Source organism: Sellimonas catena (assembly GCF_027924685.1).
GTDB classification, from domain to species: Bacteria; Bacillota; Clostridia; order Lachnospirales; family Lachnospiraceae; genus Sellimonas; species Sellimonas catena.
The window spans coordinates 1-22,414 of sequence record NZ_BSBO01000036.1 but is presented as its reverse complement, the minus strand read 5'-3'; the positions used below and the strand labels follow the sequence as shown (position 1 = coordinate 22,414).

The following is a 22,414-nucleotide window of genomic DNA, read 5'->3' as shown; positions in this document are numbered from 1 at the left end:
TAGTATGATATTCCGGAATATGGGTTGACAGAACCAGATCCGGATGCTATCCTACAAAAGGAAACCCTAGTAAAAAAGTAGGATTAAAAGAGGTGACAGTGTGAAATTATCAACTAAGGGAAGATATGGGCTGCGGGCGATGATCGATCTTGCAGAATTTTCAGAGGCGGAGCCTGTCTCGATCGCCAGTATTTCACAGCGTCAAGGAATTTCAGAACGATATCTGGAACAGTTGATGGCAAAGCTGAAAAAAGCGGGGCTTGTGGAGAGCATCCGGGGCGCCGGAGGAGGATATATCATCCATGGAGATGCCGGAAAGATCTCGGTTGGAGACATTCTGCGGGCGCTGGAGGGAAGCCTTGAGGCAGTGACCTGCGCCGCTTTTCATGCGGACGAGTCCTGCCAGGCTCAGGATATCTGTGCCACAAAATATGTCTGGCAGAAGATCAACGAAAGCATCCGCACGACAGTAGACGGCATTTATCTGGATCAGCTTGTAGAAGAAAGCAGAAAAAATAAAGCCCGTTGCCGGAAGGAGATTCAGCCGGAGGCACTGTGCGGAAGTTCCAGAAAAGAGAAGAGAAAGGAAGAAGACAATGAGTAAATTGATCTATTTAGATAATGCGGCGACGACAAAGACGGCGCCGGAAGTTGTGGAAGCAATGCTCCCGTATTTTTCAGAATATTACGGAAACCCGTCCAGCGTATACAGTTTTGCGGCAAAGAGTAAAGAGGCAGTGACAAAGCAGAGAGAGATCATTGCGGATGCCATTGGAGCCAAGGCAAATGAGATCTACTTTACAGCCGGCGGAACAGAGAGCGACAACTGGGCAATCAAGGCTGCGGCAGAGGCATATGAGTCAAAAGGAAAGCATATTATCACATCCAAAATTGAGCATCATGCAGTGCTTCATACATGTGAATATCTGGAAAAGCATGGATTTGAAGTGACATACCTGAACGTGGATGAAAACGGAGTGGTAGATCTGGAAGAGCTGAAAAAAGCCATCCGTCCGGATACGATTCTGATCTCCATCATGTTTGCGAACAATGAGATCGGAACGATCGAACCGGTCAGAGAGATCGGAGCGATTGCAAAGGAACACGGAATTTTATTCCATACCGATGCAGTGCAGGCGTTTGGACAGATTCCGATACAGGTAGACGACCTGAATATCGACATGTTAAGCGCAAGCGGACACAAGCTCAATGGACCGAAAGGGATCGGATTTTTATATATCCGTAAAGGACTCCGTCTGAAAAACTTCATCCATGGCGGAGCGCAGGAGAGAAAACGCCGTGCCGGAACCGAAAATGTTCCCGGGATTGTCGGACTTGGAACTGCAGTGGAACGGGCTGTCCGTACGATGGAAGAGAGAACATCCAAAGAGAAAGAAGTCCGGGATTATCTGATTGACCGTGTACTCAAAGAAATTCCGTATACGAAGTTAAACGGACATCCGGCAGACCGGCTTCCAAACAATGCAAACTTCAGCTTCCGCTTTATCGAAGGCGAGTCCATGCTGTTAAGCCTTGATATGGCAGGTATCTGCGGCTCCAGCGGTTCTGCGTGCACATCCGGCTCTCTGGACCCGTCCCATGTGCTGCTCGCCATCGGACTTCCGCACGAGATTGCGCACGGTTCACTGAGACTGACATTAAACGAGGAAATTACAAAAGAAGACATAGACTACGTGGTGGAGAATCTGAAACAGATCATTGAAAATCTCAGAAACATGTCTCCGCTTTACGAAGATTTTATAAAGAAACAGGCAAAATAAAAAAGAACGGATTGAACTTAGGAGGAAACATATGTATTCAGAAAAAGTAATGGATCATTTTCAGCATCCAAGAAACATGGGAGAAATTGAAGGGGCAAGCGGCGTCGGAACAGTCGGAAACGCAAAATGCGGGGATATCATGAGAATCTATCTGGACATCGATGAAAACCAGATCATCCGGGACGTGAAATTTAAGACTTTTGGATGTGGCGCGGCTGTCGCGACAAGCAGCATGGCAACGGAACTTGTAAAAGGGAAAAACATTCAGGAAGCAATGCAGGTGACAAACAAAGCCGTGATGGAGGCTCTGGACGGACTGCCGCCGGTTAAAGTGCACTGCTCCCTTCTGGCGGAGGAAGCGATCCACGCAGCACTGTGGGATTACGCACAGAAAAACGGTATTGAGATCGAAGGTCTCGAAAAGCCAAAGTCCGATATTCATGAAGGTGAAGAAGAGGAAGAAGAGGAATATTAAAACAGATTTGAGGAAGAAAGCATGAAAAAAGAAAAAATCGTCATCGGCATGTCCGGGGGAGTCGATTCTTCCGCAGCGGCATATCTGCTGAAAGAGGAAGGATACGATGTAACCGGCGTGACAATGATCACGTGCGATGAAGTGCAGTGCGGACAGGATCCGTCCAAAGATGCCAAAAAGGTAGCAGACGAGATCGGGATTCCGCATTACACGGTGGACTTCAGGAATCAGTTCAAGTCCAATGTCATGGACTATTTCTGTAGAGAATATCTGGAAGGCCGGACGCCGAATCCGTGTGTTGTCTGTAACCGGTTTGTAAAGTGGGAGGCCCTTCTCGGATGGGCGAAAGAAATCGGGGCAGACCTGATTGCCACCGGGCATTATGCGAATATTGTGAAGCTTCCAAACGGACGTTACGCAGTGGCAAATGCGGACGTTTCCAGAAAAGACCAGACGTATGCGCTTTACAACCTGACACAGGAGCAGCTGGCACACACCCGGATGCCGGTCGGAAAGTATGAAAAGGATACGATCCGTGAAATTGCGGCAAAAGCAGGAATTTCCGTGGCACAGAAAGCGGACAGCCAGGATATCTGCTTCATTCCGGATGGAGACTATGCATCCTTTATCAAAAGCCATACCGGGCAGGAACCAAAAGAGGGAAATTTTGTCGATGTAAACGGCAACATTCTCGGGAAGCACAAAGGAATTATCCATTACACGGTAGGACAGAGAAAAGGACTTGGAGTGGCCCTTGGTTATCCGGTTTTTGTCCTTGCGATCCGTCCGGAGACAAACGAAGTGGTACTTGGAAATGATGAAGAGTCACTGAAACGGGAAGTGAAGGCACGCCTGCTCAATCCAATGGGAGCGGCAGACTTTAAGGAACTGGAAGGAAAGAGGATCTTCGCCAAAATCCGTTACAACCACCGGGGTGGCTGGTGTACGATCCAGAAGACAGGGGATGACGAAATCACCTGTACATTTGAAGAACCTCAGCGGGCGGTGACACCGGGACAGGCACTGGTTCTCTACAGTGACGGCTATATTCTTGGCGGAGGACGTATCATCTGATACGGGAAGGAGAAAGTATGATCACAGCAGATTATCACATGCACACGAATTTTTCATCGGATTCGGACGCATCTCCGGAATCGATGGCGCTTGGCGCAGTCAGAAAAGGATTAAAACAGATCTGTATTACAGACCATCAGGACTGGGATTATCCGGAAGACGACCAGCAGTTCCGGATTGACATGGACCGCTATATACCGGCAATCCAGGAGTTAAAAGAGAAATTCAAAGATCAGATTTCCGTCGGACTTGGGGTGGAAATCGGATTTCAGCAGCATCTGGGAGAATACTATCGGAATTTTACAGCCTCCTATCCCTTTGACTTTGTGATCGGAAGCACACATGTTGTGGAGGGGAGAGATCCGTATAACCGGGTACTGTTCGCAACCCGTTCAGACGCGGAAGTATATGAAAAATCATTTGTAGAGACATGGGAAAACATACGGATCATACAGGATTTCGATGTGCTCGGCCATATGGACTATATCGTGCGGTACGGCAGAAACCAGGCAAGAGATTACAACTGGAAAAACTATTCAGACCTGATTGATGAAATCCTGCGATGGCTGATTGAACACGGAAAGGGAATCGAGATGAACATGGCAGGCTTTAAGTACAAACTTGGATTCTGTCATCCGTACCCGGAGATTATCAGGCGTTACAGAGAGCTTGGCGGAGAGATCATCACAGTGGGATCTGATGCCCATCAGCCGGATCACATCGCATACCAGTACGAGGATGCCGGAAGGATTCTGGAGGAATGCGGATTCCGGTATTATACAATATTTATAGACAGAAAGCCGAAATTTTTGAAAATCATTTAAAATGTCTATCGAATATAAACAAAATTCTTGCAGGGCAGGAATCGATATAAGAGAAATGGCAAAAACTTGGATAAAAATATGTAAAGATACTTGAATTCCTGTCTTTTTTTTAGTACAATCAGTATGGTTGATGAATCTTTAACAAGGAAGAATCACCATCTGCATCATGCAGAACAGAAACTAAATTAAACTTTAGGAGGAATTAATCATGGCAGTAAAAGTAGCGATTAATGGTTTTGGACGTATCGGACGTCTTGCATTCAGACAAATGTTCGGAGCAGAAGGATATGAGATTGTTGCAATCAACGACCTCACATCTCCGAAAATGCTTGCTCACTTATTAAAATATGACTCAACACAGGGAAAATACGCATTAGCAGATAAGGTTACAGCAGGCGAAGATTCCATCACAGTTGACGGACAGGAAATCAAAATCTATGCAAAAGCTAACGCTGAAGAACTTCCATGGGGAGAGATCGGAGTAGATGTAGTTCTTGAATGTACAGGTTTCTATACATCCAAAGAAAAAGCTTCCGCTCACATCAAGGCAGGTGCTAAGAAAGTTGTTATTTCCGCACCGGCAGGAAATGATCTTCCTACCATCGTTTACAATGTAAACCACGACAAACTTACAAAGGATGACAACATCATCTCCGCAGCATCCTGTACAACAAACTGCTTGGCTCCTATGGCTAAAGCACTGAACGATCTTGCACCGATCAAATCCGGTATCATGTGCACAATCCACGCTTACACAGGCGACCAGATGACACTTGACGGACCGCAGAGAAAAGGTGACTTAAGAAGATCCCGTGCAGCAGCATGCAACATCGTACCAAACTCTACAGGAGCAGCAAAAGCCATTGGATTAGTTATTCCTGAATTGAACGGTAAATTAATCGGATCCGCTCAGCGTGTACCAACACCTACAGGATCTACAACAATCTTAACAGCTGTTGTTGAAGGAAATGTTACAAAAGAACAGATCAACGAAGCTATGAAAGCAGCATCCAACGAATCTTACGGATACAACGAAGACGAAATCGTATCCAGCGATATCGTAGGAATGACATATGGTTCCTTATTCGATGCTACTCAGACAATGGTATTACCATTAGATAACGGAACAACAGAAGTTCAGGTTGTTTCCTGGTATGACAACGAAAATTCTTACACAAGCCAGATGGTAAGAACAATCAAACATTTCGGAACATTATTATAATTTCTGATATTCCGAATCATAAGCGGGGCAGGCTATCCTGCCGGAATAAGACTCAACGCAGGGTCCGGTCTTTTATGGGACCGGACCCTTTTTGTCAGAATAATAAGGAGGCAAAAAACAATGCTTAACAAAAAATCCGTAGATGATATCAATGTAAAAGGGAAAAGAGTCCTTGTAAGATGCGATTTCAACGTACCGTTGATCGACGGCAAAATCACAGATGAAAACCGTCTTGTTGCAGCACTTCCGACCATTAAAAAGCTCATCGCCGACGGCGGAAAAGTGATTCTCTGCTCCCACCTTGGAAAACCGAAAGGAGAACCGAAACCGGAATTATCTCTGGCACCGGTTGCTGCAAGACTTTCTGAATTACTTGGACAGGAAGTGAAATTTGCAGCAGATCCGGAAGTAGTAGGACCAAACGCAAAGGCTGCAGTAGAAGCAATGAATGACGGAGATGTAATTCTTCTTGAAAATACACGTTACCGCGCAGAAGAGACAAAGAATGAAGATAAATTCAGCCAGGAGCTTGCTTCTCTCTGCGATGTATTCGTAAACGATGCGTTTGGTACAGCTCACAGAGCGCACTGCTCCAATGTAGGTGTGACAAAATATGTAGATACAGCTGTTGTCGGATATCTGATGCAGAAAGAGATCGATTTCCTCGGAAACGCAGTAGAACATCCGGAAAGACCGTTCGTTGCAATCCTTGGCGGAGCAAAAGTTTCCAGCAAGATTTCTGTAATCGAAAGACTGCTTGACAAAGTGGATACTCTGATCATCGGAGGCGGAATGGCCTATACATTTGCAAAAGCACAGGGCGGAAAGATCGGTATCTCCCTTTGCGAGGATGATTATCTGGAGTATGCATTAAACATGATTAAAAAAGCGGAGGAAAAAGGCGTGAAACTTCTTCTTCCGGTTGACAATATTATCGGCGACCAGTTCTCAAATGATGCAAATACACAGATTGTAAAGACTGGAGAAATTCCGGACGGATGGGAAGGAATGGACATCGGACCTGAGACTGAGAAAATTTTTGCCGAGGCTGTAAAAGATGCGAAGACAGTTGTATGGAACGGACCGATGGGATGTTTTGAAATGCCGAAATTTGCTCATGGAACAAAGGCAGTGGCAGAAGCACTTGCAAACACAGAAGCTGTAACAATCATCGGAGGAGGAGACTCTGCAGCAGCTGTCAACCAGCTTGGATACGGAGATAAGATGACACATATCTCTACAGGCGGCGGTGCATCTCTGGAATTCCTTGAAGGAAAAGAATTACCGGGCGTAGCAGCAGCGAACGATAAGTAGAACACAGAAAAGAGGGTAAACAAAATGGCAAGAAAGAAAATTATCGCCGGAAACTGGAAAATGAACATGACTCCGTCCCAGGCAGTTGCTCTGGTAAACGAGTTAAAGCCTCTCGTAGCAACAGAGGAAGCAGATGTTGTATTCTGTGTACCGGCAATTGATATTATTCCGGCTATGGAAGCAGCAAAAGGCAGCAATATCGTAATTGGTGCCGAGAACATGTACTTTGAAGAAAAGGGTGCATATACAGGAGAAATCGCTCCGGAAATGCTGACAGATGCAGGAGTGAAATATGTCATCATCGGACATTCCGAAAGAAGAGAGTATTTTGGAGAGTCAGACGAAGATGTTAATAAGAAAGTACTGAAAGCATTTGAACACGGCATCACACCGATCATCTGCTGCGGAGAAACTCTTGCACAGAGAGAACAGGGCGTGACAATGGATTTCGTTCGTATGCAGATCAAGATTGCTTTCCAGAACGTGACAGCAGATCAGGCAAAGACAGCAGTGATCGCTTATGAACCGATCTGGGCAATCGGAACAGGAAAAACAGCAACAACAGAGCAGGCACAGGAAGTATGCGCAGGCATCCGTGCATGCATTGCAGAAATCTATGATGAAGCAACTGCGGAAGCAATCCGGATCCAGTACGGCGGCTCTGTAAATCCGGCAACAGCTCCGGAATTATTCGCACAGCCGGATATCGACGGAGGACTTGTTGGAGGAGCTTCTCTCAAAGCTGATTTTGGTAAAATCGTAAACTGGAAATAAGGAAGAGAAACCCTGCGGATTCAAATGTCCGCAGGGTTTTGCTGTTACCCGGCACTTTCCCTGAAAATATTGCAAAATGCAGCTGAAAATAGTACAATAGAAAAAGTCAGAAGAAGATCTGAGAAGCGTGAAACATAAATGCGGGAAGGGAAGTAGAATGGTTACGATTAAAGATATCGCACAGGCAGCGAATGTCAGCGCCATGACAGTGTCCAATGTTATACACGGAAGAACCAAAAAGGTCTCCAAAGAGACGAAAGAGCGGATCGAACGGATTATGGAAGAGATGCAGTACGTCCCGAATATGGGAGCGCGCATGCTTGTCCAGAATCAATCCAGAATTATCGGAGTGATTTCCAACGTTCCGGCAGGTTCCGAACGTGAGACACTGTATCATCCTCTTGCCGCTGAAATGATTGTAGAGATTGAAAAGGAAGTGCGGTCGCGTGGATACTATATGATGCTGTACGCCGCATCTACCGAGAGAGAAATCCGGGATCTGATACATACGTGGAATGTAGACGGTCTGCTGACGATCGGTATTCCGACAGAAATCTGCAGAGAACTTGGAAAGGACATGAAAATGCCGGCAGTTTTTACCGACTGCTATTTCCGGGAGGATGAAATCTTCAGAAATGTTGGAACCGAGGATGAAGAGGGAGCTTATCAGGCAGCCTCTTATCTGATCGGGAAGGGGCACCGGAGAATTGCCTATGTTGCAGACGGGCCATACGATCCGGACGGAACACCGGGCGATGTGTCTGAAAGACGTCTGGCCGGGTATAAGCGGGCTCTCAAGGAGGCACACCTTCCGTTTGCGCAGGAGCACATTTATATGGGAAGTATCCATGAGGACAGGCAGCTTGCCATGCTGCAGTCTCTGGCGGGGCATATTTTTGATTATACAGCAGTCATTTTCAGCAGAGATTATTATGCTCTGGAAGCCATGGATTATTTCCGGCATCACGGGATCTGGATTCCGAAAGATATTTCGATCATTGGATTTGACGATCTTGGCATGTCAAAATTTGCATATCCAAGACTGACGACAGTCAGACAGGGCGCGGCGGAAAAAGGGCGCAAAGCCGCAGAACTGCTGTTTCAGGCACTGGAAGAAAAGGAAGATAAAAAGGTAGATATCCGGATTCCGGTCCGGCTCATGGAGCGGGAAACGGTAAAAGAAATTTATGTATAAACTGCCCGGAAACGCGGCAGGTTTTCTGGCACTGCTTGAAAGCGGCGGGAAAATCATGTAAAATAGCAGAGTGGAAAAAAGTAAAAAGGAGAGAAAACAATGAGTAAGAAACCAACAGTATTGATGATCTTGGATGGTTATGGGCTGAGCGAGAAGACCAACGGGAATGCGGTTGCAGAGGCCAAAACTCCTGTTATGGATAAATTAATGGCAGAGTGTCCGTTTGTCCGCGGAAATGCAAGCGGCATGGCGGTAGGACTGCCGGACGGACAGATGGGAAATTCAGAGGTCGGACACCTGAACATGGGTGCAGGCCGGATCGTATATCAGGATCTGACAAAGATCACAAAATCCATTCAGGATGGAGATTTCTTTGAAAATGAAGCACTGCTTGCAGCATGTGAAAATGTAAAGAAGAATGACAGTGCACTGCACATGTACGGACTTGTCTCTGACGGAGGTGTACACAGCCACAATACACATATCTACGGACTTCTGGAACTTGCGAAACGTCAGGGAATCTCCAAAGTCTATGTTCACTGCTTCCTGGACGGACGTGACACACCGCCGGAATCCGGAAAAGATTATGTGCAGGAACTTTCTGACAAGATGAAGGAGATCGGCGTCGGTGAGATTGCTTCCGTGATGGGACGTTACTACGCAATGGACAGAGATAACCGCTGGGATCGTGTAGAACTCGCATACAATGCCCTTGTAAAAGGCGAAGGAAATACATGCGAAGATGCTGTAGAAGCAGTACAGAAATCCTACGATGACGGAAAGACGGATGAATTTGTTGTTCCGGCTGTCATTACAAAAGACGGAAAACCGGTCGCAACAATCAAGAACAACGATTCCATCATCTTCTTCAACTTCCGCCCGGACCGTGCAAGAGAGATCACAAGAGTGTTCTGTGCGGATGAATTTGACGGATTTGACAGAGGAGACCGCATCTGCACAACCTATGTATGCTTTACAGAATATGACGTGACAATCCCGAATAAGCTGATCGCGTTCCATAAGACAGAGATCACAAATACGTTCGGAGAATTCCTTGCCGCAAACAATATGACACAGGCAAGAATCGCCGAGACAGAGAAATACGCGCACGTTACATTCTTCTTCAATGGCGGTGTGGAAGAGCCGAATCCGGGAGAAGACCGTATTCTTGTAAAATCACCGAAAGTTGCGACCTATGACCTGAAACCGGAAATGAGTGCGTACGAAGTGTGTGACAAGCTGGTTGAAGCAATCCGTTCACAGAAATACGATGTCATCATTATCAACTTCGCAAACCCGGATATGGTAGGCCACACGGGAGTAGAAGCAGCTGCCATTAAAGCGATCGAAGCGGTCGATGAGTGCGTAGGAAAAGCGGTAGATGCCATTAAAGAAGTGGACGGACAGATGTTTATCTGCGCAGACCACGGAAATGCAGAGCAGCTCATCGATGAGACGACAGGCGAGCCGTTTACGGCCCACACAACCAACCAGGTGCCGTTCATTATCGTCAACGCAGATCCGGCATACGGACTGAGAGAAGGAGGATGTCTGGCAGACATCGCACCGACTCTGATCGAGATGATGGGAATGAAACAGCCGGAAGAGATGACAGGAACATCCCTTCTTGTACGTAAATAGAAATTGAATGTCAAAATGAGCGGGGCGGCTTCGGCTGTTCCGCTTTTTTTTCAATCTGTTCACAACCGGATCTTGCAGGATGGGCTGAAAAATGAATAAAATCAACATAAAAAATTCATTTTCAACCTGATTTCCCGTGAAAATTAGAAAAATAAAGAGAAAATTGCAAGAAACAGTTGACGAAAAGTCAAAAGCCCGATACAATAGAAACCAGTGAAAATGAAGAAGGGCGGTAGAACCATGACAGCATATAAAGATCTGAGCAAAAATGAGCTGAAAGCTCTGAAAAAAGAGCTTACTAAAAAGTTTGAGGATGTAAAGGCGAAGGGACTGAAACTTGATATGTCCCGTGGAAAGCCTTCTACAGAGCAACTGAATCTTTCTATGGGAATGATGGATGTTCTGACCAGCAGTTCCGACCTCGTATGCGAAGAGGGCGTTGACTGCAGAAACTACGGAGTATTAGACGGGATTAAAGAGGCAAAGCAGCTTCTGGCAGATATGATGGAAGTTCCGAAAGACAATATCGTTATTTTTGGAAACTCCAGTCTGAATGTAATGTACGATACGGTAGCGCGTTCCATGATTCACGGTGTTATGGGAAGTACGCCATGGTGTAAACTTGACAAGGTGAAATTCTTATGTCCGGTTCCGGGATATGACCGACATTTTGCGATTACAGAGCATTTTGGAATCGAGATGATCAATATCCCAATGACTCCGACCGGACCGGATATGGATATGGTAGAAGAGCTTGTAAGCACAGATCCGGCAGTGAAAGGGATCTGGTGCGTGCCGAAATACTCCAATCCGCAGGGAATTACCTATTCTGACGAGACGGTACACCGTTTTGCGAAGCTGAATCCGGCAGCAGAAGATTTCCGAATCTACTGGGATAATGCTTACGGAATCCACCACCTCTATGAAGATAAGCAGGACTACCTGATTGAGATTCTGATGGAGTGTAAGAAAGAAGGCCATCCGGATATGGTCTACAAGTTTTCTTCCACATCCAAGATCAGTTTTCCGGGATCCGGTATCGCAGCGATTGCCGCTTCTGATGCCAACTTAAAAGAGATTCGTGAGCAGATGAAGATTCAGACAATCGGACACGACAAGCTGAATCAGCTCCGCCACGCAAGATTCTTTAAGGATATTCACGGCATGGTGAAGCACATGAAGAAACACGCGGACATTATGAGACCGAAATTCGATACAGTTCTTGCCTCTCTGGAAAAGGAGCTGGGCGGACTGGAGATCGGAAGCTGGCTTGCTCCAAGAGGAGGATATTTCATCTCCTTTGACTCCATGGACGGATGCGCGAAGGCGATCGTCGCAAAGGCAAAGGAAGCAGGTCTTGTGATGACAAATGCCGGAGCGACCTATCCGTATGGAAAAGATCCGCACGACAGCAATATCCGAATTGCACCGTCTTATCCGACACTGGATGAGATCAAACTGGCAATGGAAGTATTCACACTGAGCGTCAAACTGGTAAGTGTGGATAAGCTCCTTGCCCAGGCTGAATAAATTAAGCCCCTTCTTAAATATTATTATATATGCCCTATGTGAAATACTGTATGCAGGATACCAGGTGTATCTGGCATACAGTATTTTGCGTTGTGCGCGATTATATAAAATTGACAAAGCAAATGATGACAGGTATGATGAATATAACATATAAAAAAAGAAAGGCGGGGGTCAGAATATATGAAGATATTAATTTTAATAGCTGTGATTCTGTTAGGATGCAATGGGTGTGCGTCGAAAAAAGAGCATATCGGCAATAGCGAAACGACCCCGGCAGTATTATTAGAACTTTGTTCGGACGAAAAAGGAATTCCTTCTTCAAGCTCACAAATCGAAGTAAAGAATATGCCTATGCAGAGTTTCGAATAAGTTCGGATAAAACAGAAGGTTAAAAAATGGCTCTCGTTTATCAGAAAACGAGAGCCAAAGCTGTTTGCTCATTGAAGCAGAATGTATTCGTATTGTTAAATGATGATCCGGCAGGCATCAAATGGATGCCTGCTGTTCTTTTTCGAGATTTTTATTTGCGGTAGAGAGCATCAGCTTGATACGGTTCAGCTGATTGACTTCGCTGGCACCCGGATCATAGTCGATCGCAACAATGTTGGATTCCGGGTGAAGCCGTCTAAGCTCTTTAATAACACCTTTTCCGACCACATGGTTTGGAAGGCAGGCAAACGGCTGTGTGCAGACGATATTCTTTGCGCCTGTCTCGATCAGCTCCAGCATTTCGCCGGTCAGGAACCATCCCTCACCGGTCTGGTTGCCAAGCTGAACAACTTCACTTGCCATGGAGGCAAGATGTTCAATTCTGGACGGCGGAGTAAAACGCTTGCTCTTTTTATATGCGTCCACAGCCGGCTTCCGGAACCATTCGATCACCTTGATACCGAGATTTGCGAGCCGGGCGGAAGACTTCTTCATTCCTAGATGGGTATGCTTGAAGTTGGAGTTGTAGAAGCAGTACAGCAGAAAGTCTACAAGATCCGGCACAACCGCCTCTGCGCCTTCATGCTCAAGGAGATCCACCAGGTAATTATTTGCAGCCGGGAGGAACTTGACGAGGATCTCTCCGACTACGCCGACACGAGGCTTTTTCTCATCCGTGATCGGCAGAGTATCAAAGTCATGAATGATCTGCCGGCAAAGTTTTTTGAACCGGCGTCTGGAAGGATATCCTTCAGAGACAAATTTCCGGCAGACAGCAGCCCATTTTTCATAGAGCGCATTGGCAGATCCTTTTTCAGCCTCATACGGACGAATCCGGTAGAGACACCGCATAAAGACATCTCCAAGGACTGCGGCATATACACCGCGCAGCGCCAGCATCGGCGTAATCTTGAATCCAGGATTCTTTTCCAGTCCGCTCAGGTTGATGGAAATAACCGGGATATGGGCATACCCCGCTTTTTTCAGCGCCCGGCGGATAAATCCGATGTAGTTTGAAGCACGGCAGCCGCCTCCCGTCTGGGAAATAATCACCGCAAGATGATCGGTATCATATTTTCCGGAAAGGATCGCATCCATGATCTGGCCTACAACCATCAGAGACGGATAGCAGGCGTCATTGTTGACATATTTCAGGCCAACATTGACCGCATCCCGGTTATCATTTGGAAGCACTTCAATCTTGTAGCCGGAAGCCCGGAATGCAGGCTCAATCAGATCGAAGTGGATCGGTGACATCTGCGGACAAAGGATGGTATACGTTTCCTTCATCTCTTTTGTGAACGGAATTTTTTCAATTGCAGCACTCCGAACTTCACGTTTTTCTTTTTTTACATCTCTTGCGCGGATAGCCGCAAGAAGAGAACGGATACGGATTCTGGCTGCACCCAGATTGTTGACCTCATCAATTTTCAGCGAGGTATAAATCTTTCCGAAACCGGTCAGAATATCTGCCACCTCATCGGTGGTTACCGCATCAAGTCCACACCCGAAAGAGTTAAGCTGGATCAGATCAAGGTTCTCTGTTGTCTTGACATAGTTTGCAGCCGCGTAAAGACGGGAATGATACATCCACTGGTCCATGACATTAAGCGGCCGTTCCACCGGATTTAAGTGAGAGATGGAATCCTCTGTCAGCACGGCAATTCCATAAGAAGTAATCAGTTCCGGAATACCGTGGTTGACTTCCGGGTCATAATGGTACGGACGTCCTGCAAGGACAATGCCGTGCCGTCCGGTCTTTTCCAGATAAGCAAGGGTCTCCTCGCCTTTTTTCCGGATATCGTCCCGGCAGTTTTCCAGTTCCACCCATCCTTTGTGGGCGGCATCCCGGATTTTTTCTTCCGGAATCCGGAATTTCTCAGAGAAGATTTCAACCAGGCGGTCAGCCATAATCTCTTCGCTTGTCAGCGCAAGGAACGGATTCATGAAATCAACCTTTCCCTGTACGATCTCGTCCATATTGTTTTTGATATTTTCCGCGTAGGACGTGACGATCGGACAGTTGTAGTGGTTGTTTGCATCCGGAAATTCATTTCGCTCATACGGAATGCAAGGGTAGAAGATCCGGTCCACATTCTGACGGATCAGCCATTCCACATGGCCGTGGGCAAGCTTGGCCGGATAGCACTCGGACTCGCTTGGTATGGATTCAATTCCCATCTCATAGATCTTTCTCGAAGAAGAAGGAGAAAGAACAACGGAAAATCCCAGTTCTGTAAAGAAGGTAAACCACAGAGGGTAATCTTCGTACATGTTCAGTACTCTTGGAAGTCCGATCGTTCCGTGAGGAGCCTCTTCCTTTGGAAGCGGCTTGTAGCCAAAATACCGTTCATTTTTATAGGAGAAGAGGTTTGGAATATCGGTGTTGGTCTTTTCCTTTCCAAGACCCCGCTCACAACGGTTTCCGGTGATGAAACGTCTTCCGCCGGTAAACTTGTTGATTGTCAGACGGCAGTGGTTGGCACATCTCTGACATTTTGCCATGGATGTTTCGTATGTCAGATTTTCAATATCTTCGATAGAGAGCATGGTTGTCTCTTTGCAGTCATATGTATGGTACCGTTCACGGGCAATCAGTGCTGCTCCAAATGCTCCCATGATTCCGGCGATATCCGGGCGGACAGCCTCGCAGTTGGCGATTTTTTCAAAGCTGCGCAGTACAGCATTGTTATAGAAAGTACCGCCCTGGACAACAATGTTCTTACCAAGTTCCGATGCGTCGGAAACCTTGATTACCTTGAACAGTGCATTCTTGATGACGGAGTAGGCAAGGCCGGCGGAAATATCGGCAACAGAAGCACCTTCTTTCTGGGCCTGCTTTACTTTTGAGTTCATAAATACCGTACATCGTGTTCCAAGGTCAATCGGATGTTTTGCGTAAAGCGCTTCATCAGCAAAATCCTCCACAGAGTAATTCAGTGATTTGGCGAATGTTTCAATGAAAGAACCGCATCCGGAGGAGCAGGCTTCATTGAGCTGTACGGAATCTACCGTATGGTTTTTAATTTTGATACATTTCATATCCTGGCCGCCGATGTCAAGAATACAGTCTACATCCGGTTCGAAGAAAGAGGCCGCATAATAATGCGAGATCGTCTCGACTTCTCCCTCATCCAGAAGGAACGCAGCTTTCATCAGCGCCTCTCCGTATCCGGTAGAGCAGGAGTAGGCAATCCGTGCGTCTTCCGGAAGCCTGGAATAAATATCTTTCAGCGCGGTGATCGTTGTGGCAAGCGGATCGCCGTCATTTCCGTGGTAAAAGGAATAAAGAAGTGTACCATCTTCGCCTACAAGCGCAGCTTTTGTCGTAGTGGAACCGGCATCGATTCCAAGATAAACATTCCCTTTGTAGGTGGAAAGATCCTTGACAGGGACCTGATGTCTGTCATGACGTTCCTTAAATTCACGGAACTCCTCCTCGGAAGCGAAGAGAGGGTCAAGACGCTCCACTTCGAAATCCATCTGGATATGATTTGCCAGACGTTTCTGCAGCTCAATAATCGGAACATCCAGATCTTTTTTGGAATTCAGTGCGGATCCAACAGCAGCAAACAGGTGGGAGTTCTTCGGAGCAATCGTATGTTCGTCATCCAGCTCCAGTGTCCGGATAAATGCCGCTCTCAGCTCGGAGAGGAAATGCAGCGGACCGCCGAGGAATGCAACATGTCCGCGGATCGGCTTTCCGCATGCCAGACCGCTGATTGTCTGATTGACTACCGCCTGGAAAATAGAGGCTGCCAGGTCCTCCTTTGCGGCACCGTCATTGATCAGAGGCTGGATATCTGTCTTGGCAAACACACCGCAGCGTGCGGCAATATCATATAAGGCATTATAATTTTTTGCGTATTCATTCAAACCTGTGGCATCCGTCTGAAGAAGAGAGGCCATCTGGTCGATAAAGGAACCGGTACCTCCGGCACAGATCCCGTTCATTCTTTGTTCCACATTTCCATTCTCAAAATAGATAATCTTTGCGTCCTCGCCGCCAAGCTCGATGGCGACATCGGTCTGAGGAGCATAATCCTGTAAGGCAGTGGACACAGCAATTACTTCCTGGACAAAAGGAACACCGAGGTGTTTTGCCAGGGTAAGGCCGCCGCTTCCGGTGATGACCGGAGATACATGAATGGCCCCAAGCTGATGAACAGCTCTTCCAAGCAAGTCAGAAAGGGTTTCCTGAATGTTGGCAAAATGTCGTTCATAATCTGAGAACATCATCTCGTTCTTTTCATCAAGAACCGCAATCTTGACAGTGGTAGAACCGATGTCAATTCCCAGAGTGAAAATATCCCTTTGGCTCATATTGTGTTACTCCTTTTCTATCTTATATGTGCAGATGTATTTCTTCTTATGATTAATATATTTTTGCAACATCGTTTATTATACGACAAAAAGGAGCAAGATACAATAAAATCTTCCTAAGGAAAAATGAATTTCCTGTAAAGTCCGGGAAGAATTCCTGTAAAGTCTGTGAAGCCGATTGACAAAAAAACAGGGAGAGGATACAATGAAAAACGAGTATGAAAGGAGAAAAAAGATGAATTGGATTTCACGTTTAGAGCGTAAATTCGGCAGATATGCGATTCCGAATCTGATGTATTTTATTATTATTCTGTATGGAATCGGATTTGTGCTGGACTACATCAATCCGTATTTTTATATCCAGTATCTGTCATTGAACGCAGCTGAAATTCTGCACGGACAAATTTGGAGAATCGTTACATTTTTGATTCAGCCGCCGTCAAACAACCTGATCTTTCTGATCATTGCTCTTTATTTTTATTATATGATTGGAAGAACGCTGGAGCAAACGTGGGGATCATTCCGGTTCAACCTTTATTTTTTTACCGGTGTGCTGTTCCACGTGATTGCCGCCCTTTTGATCTATCTGGTTACAGGTCAGGTCTACATGCTGGGTACGTCCTATCTGAACCTTTCCCTGTTCTTTGCTTTTGCAGCGGTATATCCGGACATGGAGTTCCTTCTGTTTTATATTCTGCCTGTCAAGGCAAAATGGCTGGCATGGATCGACGGGGCATTTTTCATCTGGACGATCATTCAGGGTTTTCTTCCGTCATACGGCGGAACATACACCAGCTACCGGGCAAGTGCTTTTGCGGCGGCAATTTCGATTCTGAATTTTGTGATTTTTTATGTTTCAACGAGAAACTACGCACAATTTTCTCCAAAGCAGCAGAAGCGCAGAAGAGAATTCAAAAAACAGATGAAAGCAAGGCCGCAGAATCATTATTCCGCGCAGCCTGACGGCAGAGTGCCGAAGCACCGGTGTGCAGTCTGCGGACGGACGGAGCTGGACCATCCGGAACTGGAATTCCGCTACTGCTCAAAATGTAATGGAAACTATGAATACTGTCAGGATCATCTGTTTACACATGAACATGTAAAATAGAAAGGCACATCAAGAGGTTACGACCAGAAAGGAATGGAAGAAAATGAAGAAGACGAAGATTGTATGCACAATGGGACCAAATGCAAATGATGAGAATCTGATGAGAAATCTTGTGAAAAACGGGATGAATATTGCGAGATTCAATTTTTCACATGGTGACTATGAAGAGCATAAGTTCCGTATGGATATGCTCAAGAAGATCCGGGAAGAGGAGAAACTGCCGGTTGCAATTCTTCTGGATACAAAAGGACCGGAGATTCGTACAGGTGTCCTGAAAGACGGAAAGAAAGTGATATTACAGGAGGGGGCTGAATTCACATTGACTTCCGAGGACATTGTCGGAGATGAACACAAAGTTTCCATCACTTACAACGGGCTGACCGAAGATGTAATGCCTGGACGGAAAATCCTGATTGATGATGGACTTATAGAGCTGGAAGTTGTCAGAATTACAGAAAACGATATTATCTGTAAGGTAATCAACGGAGGAGAACTCGGGGAGAAGAAGGGGATCAATGTACCGAATGTACCGGTACGTCTTCCGGCTATTACAGAGAAAGACAGAGAGGACATTAAATTCGGCGTCAGCCAGGGCATCGATTTTATCGCAGCTTCCTTTGTAAGAAACGCAGAGTGCATTATCGAAATCCGAAGCTGGTTAAGAGAATGTAACGCCCCTTATATTCCGATCATAGCAAAAATTGAAAATGCGGAAGGAATCCGCAATATCGATGAAATTATCCGCTGCGCGGACGGTGTCATGGTTGCAAGAGGTGATATGGGTGTGGAAATTCCGGCACAGGAAGTTCCGTATATCCAGAAGGAAATTATTAAGAAATGTAATGACAACTTCAAACCGGTTATCACGGCGACACAGATGCTTGACTCCATGATCCGGAATCCTCGCCCGACACGTGCAGAGGTAACCGACGTGGCAAATGCGGTATATGACGGAACCGATGCTGTCATGCTTTCCGGGGAGACAGCACAGGGTAAATACCCGGTAGAGGCACTCAAGATGATGGTGCAGATCGTAGAAAATACGGAGAGCCATCTGGACTATGATGTGCTTCTGAAAAAAGCACAGCAGCACAGAAGACAGAGCATCTCCAGTGCTATCGGATTTTCCACTGTAGCAACAGCAGACAACCTGGATGCAAAATGTATTGTCGCGCCGACCATGTCCGGAGCAACCGCGAAGGTGGTATCCAAATTCAAACCGAGAGCAGATGTCATCGGTGTCAGTCCGGATGAGGCGACACTCCGCAGAATGCAGATTTACTGGGGCGTACGTCCGCTGAAATCTATTCCGCTGAAGTCTATGGAAGATGTCTGTGAAAACGCGCTTGAGATGGTAAAAGCGAAACAGTACGTGGAACCGGGGGATATCGTTGTATTGACGGCAGGGCTTCCTGCGCCGATGGGATCTTATTCTTATGCGGGGAACAGCGGAAGCAATATGATGAGAATTGCGGTAATTGAATAAAAAATGCAGTCAGGGCGGACAGAATTGTCTGTCCTGATTTTTCTTGACTTTCCGGGAAAATGTGCTATAGTAGTACCATAAAGAGCTACTAAGGAGAAAATATGGGTACAGAACAGTTTAAAGAGCATTTAATGAAATTTGATTTAACGAGACAGGAGGCTTCCCTTTATGAGAGCCTTCTTGAGAATGGAAAGCTGACCGGATATGAGGCGGCAAAACTGACGGGAATTTCCCGTTCGAATGTCTATGCCTCGCTGGCTTCTCTGTGCGAGAAAGGAGCAGCTTATCTGGAAGAAAATGAGACAGGCAGAAAATATCTTGCAGTGCCGGTTCAGGAGTTCTGTGAAGAAAAGATTGACCAGCTGAAAAATGAGGAGGACTGGCTGCTTCTCCATGCGCCTGTTCAGAAAAAAGAAGAGGAAGGCTACATCACTATTTCCGGGCAGGAGGCAGTGGAGTCAAAGGCAAGAGGTCTTCTGAAAAAAGCAGAAGAAAGAGTTTATATTTCAGCCGGACAGTCTTTCCTGAAAGTAGTGCTTCCGGATCTGCAGACTCTTTTCGATGCAGGAAAGAAAGTCGTCATCATCACAGACTGGGAAGAGTTACAAGAACCAGGGACCATTTACCGTGCCGGGGACAAAAAAGGGCAGGTGGGAATGATTGTGGATTCCTCCTTTGTCCTGAGCGGAGAATATGGAGAGCGGTCCGGAAACACCTGTCTGTATACAGGCCAGCGCAATTTCGTTGAGATTTTCAAAGAGGCGATGGCAAATGAGATAAAAGTGATTGAACTTACGAAAGGAGAAAAGAACTGATGGAAAAGAAACCATTTGTTTCCAAAGAAAAACTGGATGAAATTATTCAGGAATTTCCGACCCCGTTTCACCTGTACGATGAAAAGGGAATTCGGGAGAACGCAAGAGCTTTAAAGGAGGCCTTTGCATGGAATCCGGGATATAAAGAATATTTTGCAGTAAAGGCGACGCCGAATCCGTTCCTGATTCAGATTTTAAAGGAGTATGGCTGCGGCTGTGACTGTTCCTCTTTTACGGAGTTGATGTTATCCGGGGCAATGGGAATGAAAGGAGAGGACATCATGTTTTCGTCCAATGATACTCCGGCAGAGGACTTTCAGCTTGCCGACCGTCTCGGGGCCATCATCAATCTGGATGATATCACGCATATTGATTTCCTTGAAGAAGCGATCGGACACATTCCGGAGACGATCAGCTGCCGTTACAATCCGGGTGGAGTTTTTCAGATTACCAATGACATCATGGACAACCCGGGAGATGCCAAATACGGCATGACAACAGAACAGATTACAGAAGCATTTAAAATCCTGAAGTCAAAAGGAGCAAAAGAATTCGGAATCCACGCATTTCTCGCAAGCAACACGGTGACGAATGAGTACTACCCGATGCTTGCCGAAGTGCTTTTCAAAACAGCGGTCAAGCTGAAAGAAGAGACCGGTGTTCATATCAAATTTATCAATCTTTCCGGCGGAATCGGAATTCCATACCGTCCGGACCAGGAGCCGAATGATATCCGCGTCATCGGAGAAGGCGTACGAAAAGTATACGAAAAAGTGCTCGTTCCGGCAGAAATGGGGGATGTGGCAATCTACACGGAACTTGGAAGATTTATGATGGGACCGTACGGATGTCTTGTGACAAAAGCGATCCATGAAAAACATACGCATAAAGAATATATCGGCGTGGATGCCTGCGCGGTCAATCTGATGCGCCCGGCCATGTATGGTGCATACCATCATATTACAGTAATGGGAAAAGAAAACGAGCCGTGTGATCATAAATACGATGTCACCGGATCTCTCTGCGAGAATAACGATAAATTCGCGATCGACAGGATGCTTCCGAAGATCGATATGGGAGATGTGCTCGTGATCCACGATACCGGAGCACACGGATTTTCCATGGGCTACAATTACAACGGAAAACTCAAATCCGCAGAAGTCCTTTTGAAAGAAGATGGAACAGCACAGCTGATCCGCCGCGCCGAGACTCCGGCAGACTACTTTGCAACCTTCGACTGCTTTGAGATCGGAAAAGAACTGATCGCGGAATCAGAAAAAATCTGGAAATAATTCCTTGCAAACAAAGAGTTGCTGTGATATAATAATTCTCGGCTTAATCAGCCGGGAAAAGCCGGCGTGTCGGAATGGCAGACGAGGCAGACTCAAAATCTGTTATGGGCAACCATGTGCGGGTTCAAGTCCCGCCGCCGGCAGTACTTTATCAAATAAAGAGATACGAAAAGAGCGGGAAAACCACAGGGAAAAGGGGTTCCCGCTGTTTTTGAATAATTGGAAATTTGAAAGGGCAGCAAGAGGTAGATTCTTTTTTGGGGGCAGTGGCAAATGATGATGTATACCGTGCAATGTTGGCTATTATTATACCGCCTATTATCGATCAAATTGTAAAAAATAGTAATATAGATGAAAAATCGGCAATTTCATGTTTTTATCGATCGAAATTATACAAGGAACTTTCTGATGAACAATCGAAACTATGGCATTACAGCCCCCTGACACTTTATACGATGTACCAGGATGAACTTTTAACAGGATCCTATGATTATCCGGAGGAGGCATAAGAAGATGAGCAAAGAAGCCGGTTTTTTGATTTACTGCATGGAGAGATATCGTCATTTTAAAGGGCTCTCTGGTTCTGAAGTTGCAGATCTGTTCGAAAGCTGCAAAGTGGATGAGTATATTATGAAGTATTTTGAGTCTCTCCATACAATGGGAGAGCAGCATATCATAAAGGATATTGATGATTATATTGCCGAAATGAAAAAAGAGAATTAAATATTTGGAAACATGAAAGATCAGAGCTGTTGCTCCAACAATGCGGTCGTATCGTTGGATGATGAACGGCTCTTTTTTTATTTGATAAGGAAATTTGTCGTTAAAATCACATTTGAATAAAGAAATCTCCATTCTGTCGAATTTTGGTCTTTTTTTATCTATCTCAAATCCACGTAAAATAAGCAAAACATACAAAAATAGAAAAAATTAATACCTGTAATAGACAAAATGCATAAAAAATAAAATGAAATTTTGGCGGTTATTTTTGTATAAAGTCGATTGGTTAGTGTATAATTATTATTGGCAAAAATAGGAATTTTTCCTAAATAAAAAGGGAAGCAGAGAAAATCCCTACTTCCCAATCATACAGTTTTTCTTTATGATGTTAGTTGCAAAATAAAACACGTA

At 45.7% G+C, this 22,414-nt stretch carries 19 protein-coding genes and 1 tRNA gene; 19 read left to right on the top strand and 1 reads right to left on the bottom strand.

Features of this window, described 5'->3' with window-relative positions:
- Nucleotides 1-100 precede the first annotated feature (100 nt).
- The 12 genes from Selli1_RS14920 to Selli1_RS14865 all read left to right on the top strand — a co-directional run bounded on the left by Selli1_RS14920 (nucleotide 101) and on the right by Selli1_RS14865 (nucleotide 12,199).
- On the top strand, nucleotides 101-604 hold the full coding sequence (locus Selli1_RS14920) for an RrF2 family transcriptional regulator (protein ID WP_087169204.1): 504 nt from the start codon (nucleotides 101-103) through the stop codon (nucleotides 602-604).
- A complete protein-coding gene (nifS, locus tag Selli1_RS14915; protein ID WP_087252059.1) occupies nucleotides 597-1,781 on the top strand; it encodes a cysteine desulfurase NifS in 1,185 nt (394 codons plus the stop codon). The genes Selli1_RS14920 and nifS overlap by 8 nt, the downstream gene beginning before the upstream one ends.
- A gap of 31 nt (nucleotides 1,782-1,812) precedes the next feature.
- Nucleotides 1,813-2,256 carry a Fe-S cluster assembly scaffold protein NifU gene (gene nifU / locus Selli1_RS14910; RefSeq protein ID WP_087169202.1) on the top strand — a complete coding sequence of 148 codons (444 nt, stop codon included), beginning with the start codon at nucleotides 1,813-1,815 and terminating at the stop codon, nucleotides 2,254-2,256.
- Nucleotides 2,257-2,277: 21 nt separating this feature from the next.
- Nucleotides 2,278-3,330: a tRNA 2-thiouridine(34) synthase MnmA gene (mnmA, locus tag Selli1_RS14905; protein ID WP_281873763.1), complete on the top strand. Its 1,053-nt coding sequence runs from the start codon at nucleotides 2,278-2,280 to the stop codon at nucleotides 3,328-3,330.
- Nucleotides 3,331-3,347: 17 nt separating this feature from the next.
- On the top strand, nucleotides 3,348-4,154 hold the full coding sequence (locus Selli1_RS14900; RefSeq protein WP_087169200.1) for a histidinol-phosphatase HisJ family protein: 807 nt from the start codon (nucleotides 3,348-3,350) through the stop codon (nucleotides 4,152-4,154).
- 208 nt (nucleotides 4,155-4,362) lie between these two features.
- Nucleotides 4,363-5,376 (top strand): type I glyceraldehyde-3-phosphate dehydrogenase, encoded by a 1,014-nt coding sequence (gene gap / locus Selli1_RS14895; RefSeq protein ID WP_087169199.1) that lies wholly within the window; start codon nucleotides 4,363-4,365, stop codon nucleotides 5,374-5,376.
- A 120-nt stretch (nucleotides 5,377-5,496) separates the two neighbouring features.
- Nucleotides 5,497-6,690, top strand: coding sequence for a phosphoglycerate kinase (locus tag Selli1_RS14890; RefSeq protein WP_281873761.1), 1,194 nt, complete (start codon nucleotides 5,497-5,499; stop codon nucleotides 6,688-6,690).
- 24 nt (nucleotides 6,691-6,714) lie between these two features.
- Complete coding sequence (gene tpiA, locus Selli1_RS14885) at nucleotides 6,715-7,464, top strand: triose-phosphate isomerase (RefSeq protein WP_087169197.1); 750 nt, start codon at nucleotides 6,715-6,717, stop codon at nucleotides 7,462-7,464.
- Nucleotides 7,465-7,621: 157 nt separating this feature from the next.
- Entirely contained in the window at nucleotides 7,622-8,659 is a 1,038-nt protein-coding gene (locus tag Selli1_RS14880; protein ID WP_087169196.1) for a LacI family DNA-binding transcriptional regulator, read from the top strand.
- A 99-nt stretch (nucleotides 8,660-8,758) separates the two neighbouring features.
- Nucleotides 8,759-10,300 (top strand): 2,3-bisphosphoglycerate-independent phosphoglycerate mutase, encoded by a 1,542-nt coding sequence (gpmI, locus tag Selli1_RS14875; protein ID WP_087169195.1) that lies wholly within the window; start codon nucleotides 8,759-8,761, stop codon nucleotides 10,298-10,300.
- A 240-nt stretch (nucleotides 10,301-10,540) separates the two neighbouring features.
- Nucleotides 10,541-11,830, top strand: a complete 1,290-nt coding sequence (locus Selli1_RS14870) for an aspartate aminotransferase type Ic (RefSeq protein ID WP_087169194.1) — start codon at nucleotides 10,541-10,543, stop codon at nucleotides 11,828-11,830.
- A gap of 180 nt (nucleotides 11,831-12,010) precedes the next feature.
- A complete protein-coding gene (locus Selli1_RS14865) occupies nucleotides 12,011-12,199 on the top strand; it encodes a hypothetical protein (protein WP_158099190.1) in 189 nt (62 codons plus the stop codon).
- Between the two features lie 117 nt (nucleotides 12,200-12,316).
- Here Selli1_RS14865 and Selli1_RS14860 read toward each other — a convergent pair whose 3' ends face one another.
- Nucleotides 12,317-16,582 carry a 2-hydroxyacyl-CoA dehydratase gene (locus tag Selli1_RS14860; protein WP_281873758.1) on the bottom strand — a complete coding sequence of 1,422 codons (4,266 nt, stop codon included), beginning with the start codon at nucleotides 16,580-16,582 and terminating at the stop codon, nucleotides 12,317-12,319.
- A gap of 235 nt (nucleotides 16,583-16,817) precedes the next feature.
- Here Selli1_RS14860 and Selli1_RS14855 point away from each other — a divergent pair, with 235 nt between their 5' ends.
- The 7 genes from Selli1_RS14855 to Selli1_RS14825 all read left to right on the top strand — a co-directional run bounded on the left by Selli1_RS14855 (nucleotide 16,818) and on the right by Selli1_RS14825 (nucleotide 22,006).
- Entirely contained in the window at nucleotides 16,818-17,690 is an 873-nt protein-coding gene (locus tag Selli1_RS14855; protein ID WP_087168071.1) for a rhomboid family intramembrane serine protease, read from the top strand.
- A 43-nt stretch (nucleotides 17,691-17,733) separates the two neighbouring features.
- Nucleotides 17,734-19,176, top strand: coding sequence for a pyruvate kinase (gene pyk, locus Selli1_RS14850; protein ID WP_138373072.1), 1,443 nt, complete (start codon nucleotides 17,734-17,736; stop codon nucleotides 19,174-19,176).
- Between the two features lie 101 nt (nucleotides 19,177-19,277).
- The gene (locus Selli1_RS14845) at nucleotides 19,278-19,991 is read left to right on the top strand and encodes a TrmB family transcriptional regulator (protein WP_281873755.1); all 714 of its coding nucleotides are present in this window, start codon (nucleotides 19,278-19,280) and stop codon (nucleotides 19,989-19,991) included.
- The gene (locus Selli1_RS14840; protein ID WP_087168053.1) at nucleotides 19,991-21,283 is read left to right on the top strand and encodes a diaminopimelate decarboxylase; all 1,293 of its coding nucleotides are present in this window, start codon (nucleotides 19,991-19,993) and stop codon (nucleotides 21,281-21,283) included. The genes Selli1_RS14845 and Selli1_RS14840 overlap by 1 nt, the downstream gene beginning before the upstream one ends.
- Before the next feature lie 60 nt (nucleotides 21,284-21,343).
- Nucleotides 21,344-21,426: transfer RNA gene (locus tag Selli1_RS14835), tRNA-Leu, on the top strand.
- A gap of 123 nt (nucleotides 21,427-21,549) precedes the next feature.
- Nucleotides 21,550-21,792, top strand: coding sequence for a hypothetical protein (locus Selli1_RS14830; RefSeq protein WP_281873778.1), 243 nt, complete (start codon nucleotides 21,550-21,552; stop codon nucleotides 21,790-21,792).
- Between the two features lie 4 nt (nucleotides 21,793-21,796).
- Nucleotides 21,797-22,006, top strand: a complete 210-nt coding sequence (locus tag Selli1_RS14825; RefSeq protein WP_281873752.1) for a DUF3791 domain-containing protein — start codon at nucleotides 21,797-21,799, stop codon at nucleotides 22,004-22,006.
- The last annotated feature ends 408 nt before the right edge of the window (nucleotides 22,007-22,414 follow it).